General features: G+C 70.6%; 16 protein-coding genes and 1 pseudogene. 7 read left to right on the plus strand and 10 right to left on the minus strand.

Annotated features, from left to right (window positions below):
- Nucleotides 1-30 precede the first annotated feature (30 nt).
- Nucleotides 31-549, minus strand: a complete 519-nt coding sequence (locus KN815_RS12995; protein ID WP_216341940.1) for a hypothetical protein — start codon at nt 547-549, stop codon at nt 31-33.
- Between the two features lie 326 nt (nt 550-875).
- The gene (locus tag KN815_RS13000; protein ID WP_253208937.1) at nt 876-1,877 is read right to left on the minus strand and encodes an EamA family transporter; all 1,002 of its coding nucleotides are present in this window, start codon (nt 1,875-1,877) and stop codon (nt 876-878) included.
- A 68-nt stretch (nt 1,878-1,945) separates the two neighbouring features.
- Between KN815_RS13000 and KN815_RS13005 the strand changes: the two genes are divergently transcribed.
- The 5 genes and pseudogenes from KN815_RS13005 to KN815_RS13020 all read left to right on the plus strand — a co-directional run bounded on the left by KN815_RS13005 (nt 1,946) and on the right by KN815_RS13020 (nt 6,110).
- Complete coding sequence (locus KN815_RS13005; protein ID WP_216341941.1) at nt 1,946-2,800, plus strand: LysR family transcriptional regulator; 855 nt, start codon at nt 1,946-1,948, stop codon at nt 2,798-2,800.
- A 63-nt stretch (nt 2,801-2,863) separates the two neighbouring features.
- Nucleotides 2,864-3,352, plus strand: a complete 489-nt coding sequence (locus KN815_RS13010) for a MarR family winged helix-turn-helix transcriptional regulator (protein ID WP_216341942.1) — start codon at nt 2,864-2,866, stop codon at nt 3,350-3,352.
- 109 nt (nt 3,353-3,461) lie between these two features.
- Nucleotides 3,462-4,925, plus strand: a pseudogene (locus KN815_RS13015) (MFS transporter); the annotation flags it as partial.
- Between the two features lie 57 nt (nt 4,926-4,982).
- Nucleotides 4,983-5,498, plus strand: coding sequence for a TIGR03618 family F420-dependent PPOX class oxidoreductase (locus tag KN815_RS50235; protein ID WP_372458335.1), 516 nt, complete (start codon nt 4,983-4,985; stop codon nt 5,496-5,498).
- 153 nt (nt 5,499-5,651) lie between these two features.
- Nucleotides 5,652-6,110, plus strand: a complete 459-nt coding sequence (locus KN815_RS13020; RefSeq protein ID WP_216341944.1) for a hypothetical protein — start codon at nt 5,652-5,654, stop codon at nt 6,108-6,110.
- A 10-nt stretch (nt 6,111-6,120) separates the two neighbouring features.
- On the opposite strand, the gene KN815_RS13025 is transcribed toward KN815_RS13020, so the two are convergent.
- From KN815_RS13025 to KN815_RS13055, 7 genes are all read right to left on the minus strand, one after another.
- Nucleotides 6,121-7,527: a site-specific integrase gene (locus KN815_RS13025; protein ID WP_253208938.1), complete on the minus strand. Its 1,407-nt coding sequence runs from the start codon at nt 7,525-7,527 to the stop codon at nt 6,121-6,123.
- Between the two features lie 53 nt (nt 7,528-7,580).
- Nucleotides 7,581-7,907 (minus strand): helix-turn-helix domain-containing protein, encoded by a 327-nt coding sequence (locus KN815_RS13030; RefSeq protein ID WP_216341946.1) that lies wholly within the window; start codon nt 7,905-7,907, stop codon nt 7,581-7,583.
- A complete protein-coding gene (locus KN815_RS13035) occupies nt 7,907-9,028 on the minus strand; it encodes a tyrosine-type recombinase/integrase (RefSeq protein ID WP_253208940.1) in 1,122 nt (373 codons plus the stop codon). Before KN815_RS13035 ends, KN815_RS13030 begins: the two co-directional genes overlap by 1 nt.
- A 320-nt stretch (nt 9,029-9,348) precedes the next feature.
- Nucleotides 9,349-10,350 (minus strand): recombinase family protein, encoded by a 1,002-nt coding sequence (locus KN815_RS13040; protein WP_216341948.1) that lies wholly within the window; start codon nt 10,348-10,350, stop codon nt 9,349-9,351.
- Between the two features lie 381 nt (nt 10,351-10,731).
- The gene (locus tag KN815_RS13045) at nt 10,732-11,175 is read right to left on the minus strand and encodes a DUF2267 domain-containing protein (RefSeq protein WP_216341949.1); all 444 of its coding nucleotides are present in this window, start codon (nt 11,173-11,175) and stop codon (nt 10,732-10,734) included.
- A gap of 60 nt (nt 11,176-11,235) precedes the next feature.
- Entirely contained in the window at nt 11,236-11,631 is a 396-nt protein-coding gene (locus tag KN815_RS13050) for a DUF2267 domain-containing protein (protein ID WP_216341951.1), read from the minus strand.
- Between the two features lie 103 nt (nt 11,632-11,734).
- The gene (locus tag KN815_RS13055) at nt 11,735-12,166 is read right to left on the minus strand and encodes an Hsp20/alpha crystallin family protein (protein WP_216341952.1); all 432 of its coding nucleotides are present in this window, start codon (nt 12,164-12,166) and stop codon (nt 11,735-11,737) included.
- 127 nt (nt 12,167-12,293) lie between these two features.
- Here KN815_RS13055 and KN815_RS13060 point away from each other — a divergent pair, with 127 nt between their 5' ends.
- Together KN815_RS13060 and KN815_RS13065 are read left to right on the plus strand one after the other, a co-directional pair.
- On the plus strand, nt 12,294-12,923 hold the full coding sequence (locus tag KN815_RS13060) for a type III effector protein (RefSeq protein WP_216341954.1): 630 nt from the start codon (nt 12,294-12,296) through the stop codon (nt 12,921-12,923).
- A 698-nt stretch (nt 12,924-13,621) separates the two neighbouring features.
- Nucleotides 13,622-13,966, plus strand: coding sequence for a helix-turn-helix domain-containing protein (locus KN815_RS13065; RefSeq protein ID WP_216341956.1), 345 nt, complete (start codon nt 13,622-13,624; stop codon nt 13,964-13,966).
- 124 nt (nt 13,967-14,090) lie between these two features.
- Here KN815_RS13065 and KN815_RS13070 read toward each other — a convergent pair.
- The coding region (locus KN815_RS13070) for a Tn3 family transposase (protein WP_216341958.1) at nt 14,091-14,314 on the minus strand (224 nt) is incomplete at its 5' end.

Raw genomic sequence — 14,314 nt, forward strand, 5'->3', positions numbered from 1 at the left:
GGGGCCACCGCTCACACCACGGCCCGTCGCTCACCGGACGCCCAGTCGGCCTCGGCCCGATCCGAGGAGCGCCTCCCGTCCACGCCAGGCCACGATGGCGGTACGCGACAGCACCTCGGCGAGCGCCATCAGGAGAATCGCCGGGGCCCAGGCCGTCGGATCAAGGTGGTAGTCGCTCGAGAAGCGGCCGATCGCTTCGTCGCCGCCCTGCGTGGCGAAGAGCTGGAAGGCCATACGGAAGCCGCAGCCCACCACCCACAGCACGGCCGCCGTGGCCGTGGCGCGCGCGATGACCTCACCGGCGTCGTTGTGGTACACGCGGGTCAGCGCCCCGGCCCCCGCGCCCAGAGCGAGCCCGATCAGCGTCGTGGCCGCGATCAGCAGGAGATCGTTGCCCGACGTCGGGATCTCATGCAGGTAGTTCGTCGCCGCCCATCCGACGATCCCCACCGGGAGCAGCAGCGTCTTCGCCGTCAACCGTCGGCCACGCAGTTGCAGCAGCACCATGCCCACGAGGGCGATATCGATCAGCCAGTCCTTGATATCCATGCCGCCATGCTCGGCCGGAGCCACCGCCGCACACGTCAACCCACAGGTCCACCCCGGGTGGACCTGAGCCTCCACCCACACCCGAACACGGTGCTGTGAGCGGTGGCGCCGGGTCCGCCGGGGCGACCGGCAGCGGTGTCGCACACCGGCCGTCCGCGGCGGTACGCGGCGGTACGCGGCGGTACGCGGCGGTACGCGGCGGTACGCGGCGGTACGCGGCGGTACGCGGCGGTACGCGGCGGTACGCGGCGGTACGCGGCGGTACGCGGCGGTACGCGGCGGTACGCGGCGGTACGCGGCGGTACGCGGCGGTAAACGCGGTTCCTTCAGCCGCGCCGGGTGAGGATGCTCAGTGTGTTGGCCGCGACGATGGCGCCTATGCTCATCCACTCCGTCCAGCCCAGGTTCTGCCCCAGCCCGACCCAGCCGACCAGGGCGGCGAGGACGGGGTTGACGCTCATGAAGAGCCCGAACGCCTGGGCGGGCACACGGCGCAGGGTGAACAGGTCCGCGAGGTACGGCACGGCCGAGGAGAGGACGCCCGCGGTGACGGCGTACGCCACGGCGCTCGCGGTCGGCGGCTGATGGACCGCGACGGCGATCCCGACCGGCAGGAACATCAGAGCGGAGAGCCCCGCGGCCGCCGCCGACCCCTGGGCGCCGGGGACCCGTCGGCCGACGGTGCGGTTGAGCAGGATGTACGACGCCCAGCACACGGCGGCCAGCAGCCCCAGCCCCATGCCCAGGTAGTCGGCCGAGGGCCGCGGGCGCATCAGCGTCACCACGGCGGCGGCCGCGACCAGCGCACAGCACGCGTCCGCCCGGCGCCGTGAGGCGGCCAGCGCGATGCACAGCGGGCCGAGGAACTCCAGGGTCACCGCCAGCCCGAGGCCGATGCGGTCGATGGCGGTGTACAGGGAGAGATTCATGGTGCCGAACACCACGGCAAGAGCCACTACCGGCCGCCACTGCCACCAGGTGAAGCTCCGCGGCCGGGGCCTGCCGACGGCCAGCAGGACGATCGCGGCCACGTACTGGCGGACGGCGACGACCCCGATCGGGCCGAGGACGGGGAAGGCGTGGGATCCGATCGCGGCGCCGGTCTGGTTGGACAGACCACTGCCGATCATCGTGGCCACACCGGCGAACCGACGCGCGGTCGGCTGGTGATCCGGATCCGGGTCCTGGCTCGGTCCCGGGCCCGGATCCAGGCCGGGAACCGGATCCAGGCCGGAGCCCGGGTCGGGGTCGGCGAGGGGCGATGGGATCCGGTGTGCGGTTCCCGTCGATCGTGCGGCGGCGATACGTGACGCGGGAGCTGGTCGCATGCGTCGATCGTGCGCCGGGCCCACCCATGCACATAATGCGTTCTGCGCCTTATCTATACGCTGGACGTATGGATGTGGAGCTGCGGCAACTGCGCTGCCTCGTGGCGATCGTCGACGAGGGCACCTTCACCGACGCCGCCATCGCGCTCGGCGTCTCCCAGGCGGCCGTGTCCCGGACCCTGGCCTCGCTCGAACGCACCCTGGGGACAAGGCTGTTGCGGCGCACCTCCCGCGAGGTGACCCCGACGGGCACCGGGCTGCGCGTGGTGGCACACGCCCGGCGGGTGCTGGCCGAGGTGGACGGCCTGATCCGGGAGGCCATATCGGGCCACGCCCATCTGCGAATCGGTTACGCCTGGTCCGCGCTCGGCCGCCACACCCCCGCCTTCCAGCGCCGCTGGGCTCAGGCGTACCCGGAGACGGATCTGCATCTCGTCCGTGTGCATTCCGCCACCGCCGGACTGGCGGAGGGCGTCTGTGACCTGGCCGTCGTGCGCAGAGCCCTCGACGAGCGCCGCTTCGACTCCGCCATCGTCGGGCTGGAGCGGCGGCTGTGCGCCGTGGCCGCCGACGATCCCCTCGCCAGGCGCCGCTCGGTCCGGCTGGCCGACCTCAGCGGACGCACCCTGCTGGTCGACCGGCGGACCGGCACCACCACCGCGGAGCTGTGGCCGCCCGACTCCCGTCCGGCCACGGAGGAGACCCACGACGTGGAGGACTGGCTCACGGTGATCTCCGCGGGCCGCTGCGTCGGCATGACGGCGGAGTCCACCGCCAACCAGTATCCGAGGCCCGGAATCGCCTACCGGCCGGTCCGTGACGCCGAGCCGATCGCGGTACGCCTCGCCTGGTGGCGGGACGACCCGCACCCCGCCACCCAAACCGCGATCGAGCTGCTCACCACCCTCTACCGCAACGGCTGACCCCGCCCGGGTAAGGACTGTTCCGGATAATCCAGTACGGAACGAATTGTTACCCTGGGCCATATGACCGCGATGGCGCCCGCCCAGAACGAACCGGATCTGTCCTTCCTCCTCGACCACACCAGCCACGTCCTGCGCACCCAGATGTCGGCCGCGCTCGCCGAGATCGGGCTGACGGCACGGATGCACTGCGTCCTGGTCCACGCCCTGGAGGAGGAGCGCACCCAGGCACAGCTCGCCGAGATCGGCGACATGGACAAGACCACGATGGTGGTGACGGTGGACGCCCTGGAGAAGGCGGGCCTCGCGGAGCGGCGCGCCTCGGCCCGGGATCGCCGGGCCCGGATCATCGCGGTGACGGAGGAGGGCGCGCGGATCGCCGAGCAGAGCCAGGGCATCGTGGACCGCGTTCACCGGGAGGCGCTGGCGACGCTCCCCGATACCCAACGCGCCGCCCTGCTACGGGCCTTGACCCGGCTGACCGAGGGGCATCTGGCCGCACCCGCCGAAAGCCCCCGCCCGGCCCGGCGGGCGCGCCAGAGCGAGAAGTAGCGCCCCCAGAGACTCACCTGCCACTGAGGGGTAGGACCCAAACAAATAGTCTGCAACAAAACCATCTGCTACGGTCACTCCTGTCGCGTCTACCGACAGGAGTGACCGCATGTCCGCCACCGCGTCCGGCCCGCCCGCTTCCCACGTCCCCCCATCCCGCCAACTGGCCCTCGGGGTCATCGCCACCGGGATGCTGATGGTCATCCTCGACGGCAGCATCGTGACCGTGGCCATGCCCGCCATCCAGAGCGATCTGCGGTTCTCCTCCGCCGGGCTGAGCTGGGTCGTCAACGCCTATCTGATCGCGTTCGGCGGTCTGCTGCTGCTCGCGGGCCGCATCGGCGATCTCATCGGCCGCAAGCGCATGTTCCTGGCCGGCACCACGGTGTTCACCGCGGCCTCGCTCCTGGCGGCCGTGGCCACCTCCCCCACGGCGCTGATCGCCGCCCGGTTTCTACAGGGGGTCGGCAGCGCGCTGGCGTCAGCGGTCAGCCTGGGCATTCTCGTCACGCTCTTCACCGAATCCGCCGAACGCGCGAAGGCCATCGCCGTGTTCAGCTTCACCGGCGCCGCCGGAGCCTCGATCGGCCAGGTGCTCGGGGGCCTTCTCACCGACGCGCTCAGTTGGCACTGGATCTTCCTGATCAATCTGCCGATCGGACTGCTGACCCTCGCGGTCGCCATACCCGCCCTGCCCGCCGACCGCGGGCCCGGTCTCGCGGGCGGCGCCGATGTCCTCGGCGCGCTGCTCGTCACGGCCGGGCTGATGCTGGGCATCTACACCGTCGTCAAGGTGGCGGACTACGGCTGGACGGCGGCGCATACGCTCGGCCTCGGCGCCCTCTCGCTCCTCCTGCTCGCCCTGTTCCTGGTCCGGCAGGCCACCGCCCGCACCCCGCTGATGCCCCTGCGGATCCTGCGGTCGCGCGGTGTCGCCGGGGCCAATCTCGTCCAGGTCCTGATGGTGGCCGCGCTCTTCTCGTTCCAGATCCTCGTCGCCCTCTATCTGCGGAACGTCCTGGGATATGGCGCCACCAGGACCGGTCTGGCCATGCTCCCGGCCGCCCTCGCCATCGGCGCGGTGTCACTCGGCGTCTCCGCGCGGCTCAGCGCCCGCTTCGGCGACCGCGCGGTGCTGCTGGCCGGACTGGCGCTGCTGGCCGGGGTCCTCGGACTGCTCATCCGCGTCCCCGTGCACGCCCGGTACCTCCCCGACCTCCTCCCGGTCATGCTGCTCGCCGCCGGTTTCGGGCTGGCCCTCCCCGCGCTGACCAGCCTCGGGATGTCCGGTGCGAAGGAGGACGAGGCCGGGCTCGTCTCCGGGCTGTTCAACACCACTCAGCAGATCGGCATGGCGCTGGGCGTCGCGGTGCTGTCCACCCTGGCGGCCTCCCGCACGGACGCGCTGCTCGCCCGGGGCAAGGGCCGGGCCGAGGCGCTGACCGGCGGCTACCACCTGGCCTTCGCCGTCGGAGCGGGACTCATCGTGACGGCCTTCGCGGTGGCGTTCACCGTGCTGCGAGGCCCCACGCCGAAGCGCCACGTCGCACCGCGGAAGGCCAACCCGTCCGCCGCATCCATCACCACCGTCTGCCCCCTCACCTCCCTTCCGAGCGAAAGGTGCGCCCTCATGGCGACGACCGGGACCGAGACCACAAGCCCGACGAACGAGGCCGGGACGAAACCAGGGGCCGGACCCGCGCCCCGGGTGCTCACCGAGGACGAACTGTCGCTGATGCTGGGGGACCAGCGGTTCAGCGTGCTCGCGACGGTCAAGCGCAGCGGCCATCCCCATCTGTCCACCGTGATCCACCACTGGAGCCCCGAAGAGCGGGTGCTGCGCATCTCCTCGACCGACGACCGGCTCAAGGTGCGTCAGCTACGGCGCGACCCCCGTGCCGCCGTGCATGTGGGCGCGCCGGACGGCTGGTCGTTCGCCGTCGCCGAAGGCGAGGCGGAGGTATCGGAGGTGACGGCCGTTCCCGGGGACGCGGTCGGGCGCGAACTGCTGTCCATGACGCCCGGCTTCGCCGATCCACGCGACGAAGTGGCCTTCCTGGAGCAGCTCGTGGCGGACCGGCGGGTGGTGATCAGGATCCGGGTGTCCCGGCTGTACGGAACGGCCCTCGACATGGCCACCACCTGACCACGCGTTGGAACGCGGACGCTTTGGTTTCCCTGCCCGGACACGGTGAACATCGTGTCCGGGCCGTACGTATCGGGAGGGTGGCGCATCCGATGAACGCACCCCGTCTCGGGTGCGGAGGGCTCGGGTGTCCCCCTGACGAGGAGAGATACCGTGAACGCACATCATCTGCCGTCCCGGCCGCGGACGCGGCGGTTCGGCGCGCCGGCCATCGCCGCGGCGGCGCTCGTCCTCGCCATGGCCTCCCCCGCCCCGGCCCCCGCCGAGGTGTCCGCCTCCGACTCGCACACCCTGGCGAAGAACGTGACACTGACGTTCGAGTCGAAGCCGGAGAATCTCACCCCGCTGGTGAAGTTCGAGCCCGTGGCTGTCGGCGCCGCCCCGTCCGCCGCGCACTCGGCCTCCCCGCGGCCGGAGAGCCACGCGCCGGACTCGGACGGAGAGTCGTCCTCGAAGGCGGCGACCTCGGACGACGGGTCCCCGTGGCCCGCCGTGGGAGTCATCATCGGCGTCTGCCTGGTCGCCCTGGCCGGAGGTTTCGTGCTGTTTCCAGCAGGGGTATCGAACTGGCGACCTCGCGTAATCGACTGTCGCCTATTCCTTGGTGATTGAGGCGCTGGGGTCACCGTGTGTGGTCGCCTGGGACATAGTGGCGCCAGGTTCCTCCTGCTTCGGCGGCGAGCTGGGCGGTGGTCTCGTCGTGGTAGCCGAGCATGCGGGCGATCACGGGTGCGGGGGCCTGGAGGACCAGGTGGCGGATTGCCGCTGTGCGGCCGCGCTGTGTGGGGAAGCCCAGGCGGCGGAGCCGGAGTTCGAGGGTGTCCGAAGTCATGGGCTGCCCGGCCCGGCGGCCGGGGAACAGCCAGCGGGCTTCGGGGTTGGTGGCGGTCATGGTGTTCGGCCGTTCGTTGAGGTAGGTCAGCATGAGCCCGGCGAAGGGCTCGGGAACGGGGGACAGTGGGTCGCCGAGGCGGACGAGGACCTCGCCGTCTTCCTGCAGGATGTCGTCGGTGGAGAGCCGGACGACGCGGGTGAGTGGCTGTGCGTAGAGGAGAACGAGGATGACGGCGACCCGGTCCCGGCGCGGGACGTCCTCGCGGTTCATGGCCTGCCGCAGCAGCGCGAGGCGCTGGTGCTGGGCGATGGGGGCGGGGTTGCTCGTGGAGCGGTGCGGGACGGTGAGGGTGGGCGTGTGTTTGGAGCGCATCGCCCACCGCAGGAAGGCGTGGGTGAGGCGCCGGGCGGTGTAGCCGCCCGCGTACCACGCGTCGACGTCGGCCTGGGTGCAGTCGGCGAGGGTGCGTCCGCGCTGGGCGAGGTGGGCGAGGAAGGTGGTCGCGAGGCGGATCTCGTCGCGCGCTTGTCGGATCTGGTCGCTGGTGAGCGGGCCGCGGTCGGCCAGGGTGTTCAGGCGGCGCTGGACGTGCCAGGCGGCGAAGAGTTCCAGCAGCCGCCGGTGGTCGGTATCGCCGATGGTGGTGAGCTTCTCGGCGAGCCATCGTTGGAAGAGCAGTAGCTGTCGGTCGGCCGGAGGCAGGATGCCGGTCTGCATGAGCAGATCGCGCAGGTAGGCGACCGACCGCCAGGGGGTGAGCTGGCTCAATCCGTCGTGGGTGAGCGGGACTTCGCTGCGGGCCAAGGCCCGCAGGTTGCGCTGGACGTGGGGGTGGCCGGTCCAGGTCAGCCCGCCCCAGGGGCGTTTTATCTGCCGCAACGCGTCGAACAGGGGGAGGAGTTCGACCCGGACGCTGCCGGTGCCGTCGTCGAGGAATTCCTGGAGGCGTTCGGTCAGAACGCATCGGCCGCAGATGCCGCGCCGGTAGCGTCGTGCTTCCTGGCCGCAGCGTTCGCAGGTGAAGTCGCCGAGTCCGCCGGCGCAGTCGGTGCAGAGCTTGCCGCCGTCCGGCGCGAGGCCGGGGGTGAGCCGTTCGACGCGGCAGCCGACGCACGTTCCGTAGGTCTCCAGGGCCCTGGTCATGCAGGTCTGGCAGATGTAGCCCTCGGGCCAGTGGTTCGTCTCGGACCGCACTGCCCGGCTGCAGCGGGTGCAGAACCGCGCGCTCGCGGGCACTCGGCTCCGGCTCATCCTTCGGGCCGGATGCGGGCGCGCTTGGGGCGGACCGCTGACAGATCGACGACAGCGTCGCCGGTGGCGACCTTGCGGATCGTAGCGTTCTCGGCCTTGGTGGCGATCAGGTCGGCAGGGGTGCACTCGAAGATGTCGCAGAGCGCGGCCAGCACCGGCAGCGAGAGCCGTTCGGGGGTGCCGGTGACCAGCCGGTGGACCTGGGAGAGCGACAGGCTGATGCCCCGCTCGGCCAGCGGCGGGGCGAGCTCGCTGGTGGTGAACATTCCGGCGGAGGCCATCAGCTCGCGCAGCCGCCACTGATAGCTGACCTGGCGTTTCATCAGGCTCCCTTCTTCGCGGGCTTGAGAGCGGCCTCGATGGTGGCGTCCAGGGCCCGCCGCAGGGTGCGGGTGCGGAAGTCGGAGGACACGCAGGTGTAGATGGAGGTCGTGCTCGCATGGTCGTGGCCGGCTTGCTGCTGGACAAATAGGGCGTCCCAGCCGTCTTCGATCAGGTGGGTGACGTAGGACCTTCTCAGCGAGTGGAAATCCAGGACCGGATCCAGCCCGAGGTCATCGCGGTAGGTGGCGAAGCGGGAGTCCAGCCGTTGCAGGCCGACCCGCCGTCCGCGCTCGGACGGCCACAGAGCGGACCCGTCCGCGTGGCGCATGGCGGGCCGCACTTCACTCGTCCACTGGTCGAGGATCTCGGCCGACCACTCCCACACGGTCAGCACGCTGCGGCGCTTGGGCGGTGACCCCTTCTTCGCCTTGCCGTGGCGGACGTAGCAGACGCCGTACTCACCGAACTCCGGGCCTTCGGGGTTACGACCGAAGTCGGCGGTGTCCAACATCCTCGTCTCGTTGCGCCGCAGTCCGTAGGCGTACGAGGTCTTGAACAGCATCGCATCGCGGAAGGCGGGCAGCCAGCCCTTGCGGCCACGTCCACGCACGCGGCTGACCTGGTCGTCGGCGTGGTCGAAGAACGCCTGCAACTCATCTCGGGTGAAGGCCCGTTTCGGAGACTCGGCCTCGCACTCCTGCATGTGCACGGCCGTGTTCCACGGATGACAGACCTGCACCGGATGGGTGCCGAACCGCCGCTCGCACTCGGTCGCCCAGCCGTAGGCCGGGTCGGTGGCGTAGTCGCAGAACAGCCGTACCGCCTCCTGGTAGCCGCGTAGCGTCGAGCGTACGCAGCCGCGGACCGCGCGCAGGTCGCCGAACCACTCGTCCGCCAGGTGCGAGGACCAGGTCCAGGGGAAGGCGTCCGCGTGCGCGGCGAAGGCTCGCACCTTCCGCTCGCGACCGTTGATGGTCGACAGCGCGAGGTTCCGGGCCAGCTGCTGGTTGCGCCAGCCGTCCAGCATCGCCTCGAAGACCTGCTCGTCCGGCCGCAGCAGCGGCACTCCGTCGGCCAGGTGCAGCCGCGCGGCCCCTGGTGCCGTCCCGTTCTTTTCCACCAAATCGTCACGCTCCGTAGATCGCATTCGCCGCGAGAATCTCGCATCGAATGCGAAGCCCGAGGCGAAACGGCAGGTCAGTCATGCGATCGAGTGAAGCGGCACGACATGGGCCCGACCCGTCAGCTACCGTTCCCGCAGGTGTGTGACGACCCGCGTGTCCGCTGATCAGCGGCTTCCTGAGCCCCGCTCGGCCAATACAGCGCAGCATGACGCCAGTTCGCATCGGATGCGATACGCGCTGGTTCCGAGGTGAGCCCAAAAGGGGCCATGGGATGATCTTGCTCGATGAGTGAACCCGGCGACAGGGGCCGTCGTCGTCAGCCTGCCGTCTGCGCCCCGGCCCCGGTGCGGGGTTCGGGAAGCGCGCCGCCGGCTTGGAGGGTGGCGAAGTCGGCGTGGGCCTGCTCGATGGCCACGGGGTATGCCTCGCGTTTGGCGTGCTCTGCGAGCACCCGGTAGATGCTGGCGACGGAGGGGTTCTGTCCCTTGCGCTTGCCGGTGGGAATGATCAGGTCGGGCTGGATCTGCTCGACCGTCTCGCCGAGTGCCCGGCGCCGCAGGACGGTGTGCAGCATGTCCTCGGTGATGACCGGCGGCCGGCCGCCGTGCTTTCCCTTGCGGGCCGCAGTGTCGAGCCCTTCCAGGGTTGACTCCCGGATGTTCTCCCGCTCGGTCTCCGCCATCGCCGCGAAGAACGCGAACAGCAGCCTGCCGTGCCCGCTGGGGTCGTACATGCCCGCCAGCGGTCCGGCGAGCATCTCCAGCACGAGGCCGTGGGCGGACAGGTGGTCGGCGAGCGCGGTGAGTTCGGCGGCGTCGCGGCCGAGCCGCTTCATCTCGTAGACCGTGAGGATCACCCGGCAGTGTGGGGCGTGGGCCTTGATCTCCCGGGCGGCGCTCAGCGCGGCCTCGAATGCGGGGCGGACCCGCACCCGGGTGCTGATCTTCTCGGCGAAGATCTTGTCCCGGGGGATGTTCTTGGCGGCGAGCGCGTCGAGTTGGGAGTCGAGTTCCTGGCCGAGGGTCGAGCAGCGCGCGTAGCCGATCCGGATGTCGGCGGTCGGGGTGTCGGGGTCGATCGGCGCCGGGGGCGGGGTGCCGGGCCGCCATGGCTGCCCGGGGCCCCGGTCGGCCGGGGTGGGCACCCGCAGCAGCTTCGCCAGCCGGGGCACCTTGGTGAAGCGGCCCGTGTGGTAGGCGCCGGCGACCGCGCCGCCGCGCGAACGGCACGGCGATCCAGCCTCGGCGCCGCAGCGCGGACACGGGTGGCGCTCGATGTCGTCCACATCGGACACGGGGGCGGTTTGAGGGTCCGTCATGAGCCGCGATTTTCGCACAATGCAAGTCTCAGAAGGGGGTCCGTCCCGCTATTGAGTGAGAACGAGTTCTGCGAACCGATCCGGGGCCCGGAGAGTCTTCCCGGCCGTCGAGTGATCTTGCTCTGGCAAAGGACCGTTTATGAGAATCACGGTCCGTGCCGGTCGCCACGCACAGTTACACGTCGGTTGGGCGGCAGTGAGCGATCTTCCCTGGGCTCGCGCATCAGTGCGCCCGGCTCGTCCGGGGGTGACGGAGCGGCCGACGGGCCGGGATGGTGACCAGCAAAGGCGGAAGTCCCCCGATCGCGCGGATCGGGGGACTTCACCAAGCGCCGGCCCGGAGCGGCTCATGTTGCGGCTCCGGGTGCCGGGTGCCTGTTTCTACGCGGCCGGGTTGAGTTCGGCTTGGCCGAACAGCAGGGCCCAGCCGGTGGGGAGCTGGTGGAGGATGCGGGTGATGAGGTCGGGGCCGGCGTGGGCGGTGACAGCGGCGAAGACGGAGCCGGTGTCCCAGCGGGTGGTGGCCAGGGAGGCGCCGGAGCGGACGGCGAGGTCCTTGACGAAGGCCCATCCGGTCAGCGGCTGGGTGTCGGGAATCTGTGCGGTCAGGACGCGTGCGGCCTCCAGGGGCAGGCAGGTGGCCAGGTCGACGCGTTCGTCGCCGGTCAGCTGGCGTCCCAGCCCCGAAAGGACCAGGCGGACGGCTTCCTCAGCTCGCTCGCGGGTGGGGTAGGCGCCTTCGTAGCGGACCTTCTCCAGCATCTGCTCATACGCCGTCGAGTACGGCTGCTGGTGCTCAAGCGGTACGCGCACGTCGGTGATCACTGCGGTGCATGCCTTTCGTCAAGCCAGGGTCGGGTGGGTGCCGGTGTACGGCACCGGTGGTCAGGTGGGCTGGGGGCGGCCGAAGAGGAGGTCGTAGCCGACCGGGAGCTGGAGCAGGATCTGCCCCAGCAGGTCGTCGCCCGCGGTGTCGGCGACCGTGGACAGCACGGCGCTGACGTCCCAGGTCGCGGTCTGCTCGGTGGCGCCCTCGATCCAGGCCGCAGTTGCCCGCACGAACCGCTCCGGCGGCAGCGGCTCGGCGCTCTGGAGCGGGTTGAGCAGGATGAGAGCGAATTCCTCCGGCAGGCGTGCCGCGAGCTGGGCGCGGACCTTGCCGACCAGGTGCGCGCCGAGCAGGGCGAGCACTACGCGGGCCGCGCGCTCGGCCTCCTCTACAGTGCCGTACTCGCCGCGTTCCTTGACGTGGTCAAGGAAGGCTTCGCGTCGCAGAGTCATCTCGGCCGCCACCCCCTTCTGGTTCTTCGGATGCCCGTAGGGGTGCGGAGGACGGGGTGAGGGGGAGATCAGGTGCCCGTCCTCCGTACCTGTCCGGCCGGTGTCAGCCGGAGATCTCCTTGTGGCCGGTCCCGACGCCGATGGAGATCTTGCGGGGCTTGGCGCGCTCGGCGATCGGGATGCGCAGGGTGAGCACACCCGCGTCGTAGTCGGCCTTGATGTGCTCGGTGTCGAGGGTGTCGGCGAGCACGATCTGGCGGGAGAAGACGCCCAGCGGCCGCTCGGACAGTTCCATCTGCACGTCGTCGGCCTTCGCCACTGGCCGGCGCTCGGCCTTGACGGTGAGCATGTTCCGTTCGACGTCGATGTCGATCGCGTCGGCGCTGACGCCGGGAAGGTCGAAGGCCACCACGTACTCGTCACCCTCGCGGTAGGCGTCCATCGGCATCGCCGACGGCCTCGACCAGGTCCCCGGGCCCAGCAGCTGCTGCGTCAGCCGGTCCAGCTCACGGAAGGGGTCAGTGCGCATCAACATCGGGAAACACCTCCAGCAGGTTCAGGCAGTTACTGCCAATGCGCCTCACTGACACCGTTGTAACATGTCATCCAATGGATGACAAACACGATGTCGTCAGCTCGATGACAACCCCAGGGAGGTGTCCGTGACCCCGGCCGAGCAGCCGTCCACGACCGGCACCGACGCCCACAGCCCGGCGTCGTTCCTCGCCGCCGCGGCGGCCCTCAACGCCATAGACGACGCCTTGCGCGAAGCCCAACAGGAGGCTCCGAACGCTTCCGATGCCGGGCCGGGCCCGGAGCAGGCCCTGGCCTCGCTGATGCTGCTGCGGCAGGTACGTGAGCGGCTCGCCGGATGGGAGACCGGCCTGATCGAAACGGCCCGGGACGCGGGCGCCAGCTGGGCCGACCTCGCCTCTCCCCTGGGTGTCGCCAGCCGCCAGGCCGCCGAGCGCCGCTACCTGCGCGGCCGCCCCGGCCCGGCCGGGACCACCGGCGAACAGCGCGTAACGGCCACCCGCCAGGCTCGGGCCGCCGACCGCAACACCGCCACCTGGGCCCGTCGCAATGCGGCCGACCTGCGCCGCCTCGCCGGCCAGATCACCGCCCTCACCGACCTTCCCCCCGCCGCCCGCCGCCCACTCAATGAGCTCCACGCGGCCCTCGCCCACAACGACCCCGCCGACCTCATCGCGCCCCTGACCGCCGCCCGGCCCCACCTGGCCGCCGCCCACCCCGACCTCGCCGCCCGGCTCGACACCCTCGCTCCCCCCTGACCCCGCCCGGTGCCCCGCAACAGCCCAGTCAGCCTCCGCCCCGGGCGGACCCCCGATTGCCCTCGAAGTCCGGCGGCAGATCATCCTCCGGGTTACGCCACCGGTTCGCCCCCCGGCACCCAGATCTCCCGCCGACGCAGCGCATCCCGCCGGCTGACCAGCACACACAGCTAGTAGAGGATGGCCAGCTTCCTCGTCCGCGCCTCGTGGGTTCGCGCCGGGGCATCACTCATGCAGGTGTGTTTGCGGCAGAACTACACGCATCGAACCTGAAGAAAATCTGTCGCGGTCACAGTAGACATTAGCTCGTCGCAGGGTTATTTTTTCCGTGTACCCAGGAAGTCGAGAAGGGCGCGGCAGAGATGAACTGCCGCGCATGCAGGTCAAGCAGGACGCCCCACGGGGGCTGCGAGCAGTACCCGCGTTATCCAGCAGTACGACCGTGTAGCCGAAGGTAAAGGAGCAGACGCCATCAGGATCGCCCGGGCGAGGAAGAAGTCCGCCCGGGTACCGCAGGCCCCGGATTGGAAGGTGGTCCCCGGTCACGCATCCGCGATCCCCGCAGCCCCGCCCTCCCAGGCGGAACCTGCGGACAAAGAAGGCCGGCGCAGTTCGCCGGTAGATGGTGTTGAAAGCTCGGGGCCCGGGTGCCGTACGGCACCCGGGCCCCCCGACGTGTCCCCTGAAAGAAGAGGTCTATGCCCCCTGCCAGTTCCCGTCCCGTCGACAATCTCGACGATGACGACTACCCCGCCTACACCATGGGCCGGGCCGCCGAGATGCTCGGCACCACCCCCGCCTTCCTCCGCGCCCTCGGCGAACACCTCCTGATCACCCCGCTGCGCTCCGAAGGCGGCCACCGCCGCTACTCCCGCTACCAGCTGCGCATCGCCGCCCGCGCCCGCGAACTCGTCGACCAGGGCACCCCCATCGAAGCCGCCTGCCGCATCGTCATCCTCGAAGACCAGCTCGAAGAAGCCCAGCGCATCAACGAGCACCTGCGCACACAAGGCCGCGAGTCGCAGTCGAAGAACTCAGCCTGAATCAGCACGCCGATCCTGGGGCAACACCGGCCAGCGGACGATGCTGCCGTCACCGGCCGCGCCGCCGTAAACAGCCTCGATCAATCGTCCATGGACTTCATGATGCCGCCCCGGCCGCGGCCTTTCAGGCGGCCTGACCGAAGCCGGCCTCGGCCGGGTCCGCCTCGCGCAGCGGGGCGAAGTCCACGTCCAGCTTCGGGTCGTACGCCTCGGGCTGGATGCCGAGCTCGTGCGTGCTGTACTCGCCGAACCGGTTGATGTGCTCGGTCAGGTACGGCGAGATGTGCGCCAGGTCCTCCGGCTCGATCGTCCAGCCCTCCTCCAGCAGATGGCGGACGATCTCGGCGA

The sequence above is a fragment of the Streptomyces niphimycinicus genome (assembly GCF_018883605.1).
Taxonomy (GTDB): domain Bacteria; phylum Actinomycetota; class Actinomycetes; order Streptomycetales; family Streptomycetaceae; genus Streptomyces; species Streptomyces niphimycinicus.

What these genes read in the sequence shown, in the direction of transcription:
- KN815_RS12995 (WP_216341940.1), bottom strand. Translation starts at nt 549, where the DNA reads ATGGATATCAAGGACTGGCTGATCGATATCGCCCTCGTGGGCATGGTG.
- KN815_RS13000 (WP_253208937.1), bottom strand. Translation starts at nt 1,877, where the DNA reads ATGCGACCAGCTCCCGCGTCACGTATCGCCGCCGCACGATCGACGGGA.
- KN815_RS13005 (WP_216341941.1), top strand. Translation starts at nt 1,946, where the DNA reads ATGGATGTGGAGCTGCGGCAACTGCGCTGCCTCGTGGCGATCGTCGAC.
- KN815_RS13010 (WP_216341942.1), top strand. Translation starts at nt 2,864, where the DNA reads ATGACCGCGATGGCGCCCGCCCAGAACGAACCGGATCTGTCCTTCCTC.
- KN815_RS50235 (WP_372458335.1), top strand. Translation starts at nt 4,983, where the DNA reads ATGGCGACGACCGGGACCGAGACCACAAGCCCGACGAACGAGGCCGGG.
- KN815_RS13030 (WP_216341946.1), bottom strand. Translation starts at nt 7,907, where the DNA reads ATGAAACGCCAGGTCAGCTATCAGTGGCGGCTGCGCGAGCTGATGGCC.
- KN815_RS13040 (WP_216341948.1), bottom strand. Translation starts at nt 10,350, where the DNA reads ATGACGGACCCTCAAACCGCCCCCGTGTCCGATGTGGACGACATCGAG.
- KN815_RS13050 (WP_216341951.1), bottom strand. Translation starts at nt 11,631, where the DNA reads ATGACTCTGCGACGCGAAGCCTTCCTTGACCACGTCAAGGAACGCGGC.
- KN815_RS13055 (WP_216341952.1), bottom strand. Translation starts at nt 12,166, where the DNA reads ATGTTGATGCGCACTGACCCCTTCCGTGAGCTGGACCGGCTGACGCAG.
- KN815_RS13065 (WP_216341956.1), top strand. Translation starts at nt 13,622, where the DNA reads ATGCCCCCTGCCAGTTCCCGTCCCGTCGACAATCTCGACGATGACGAC.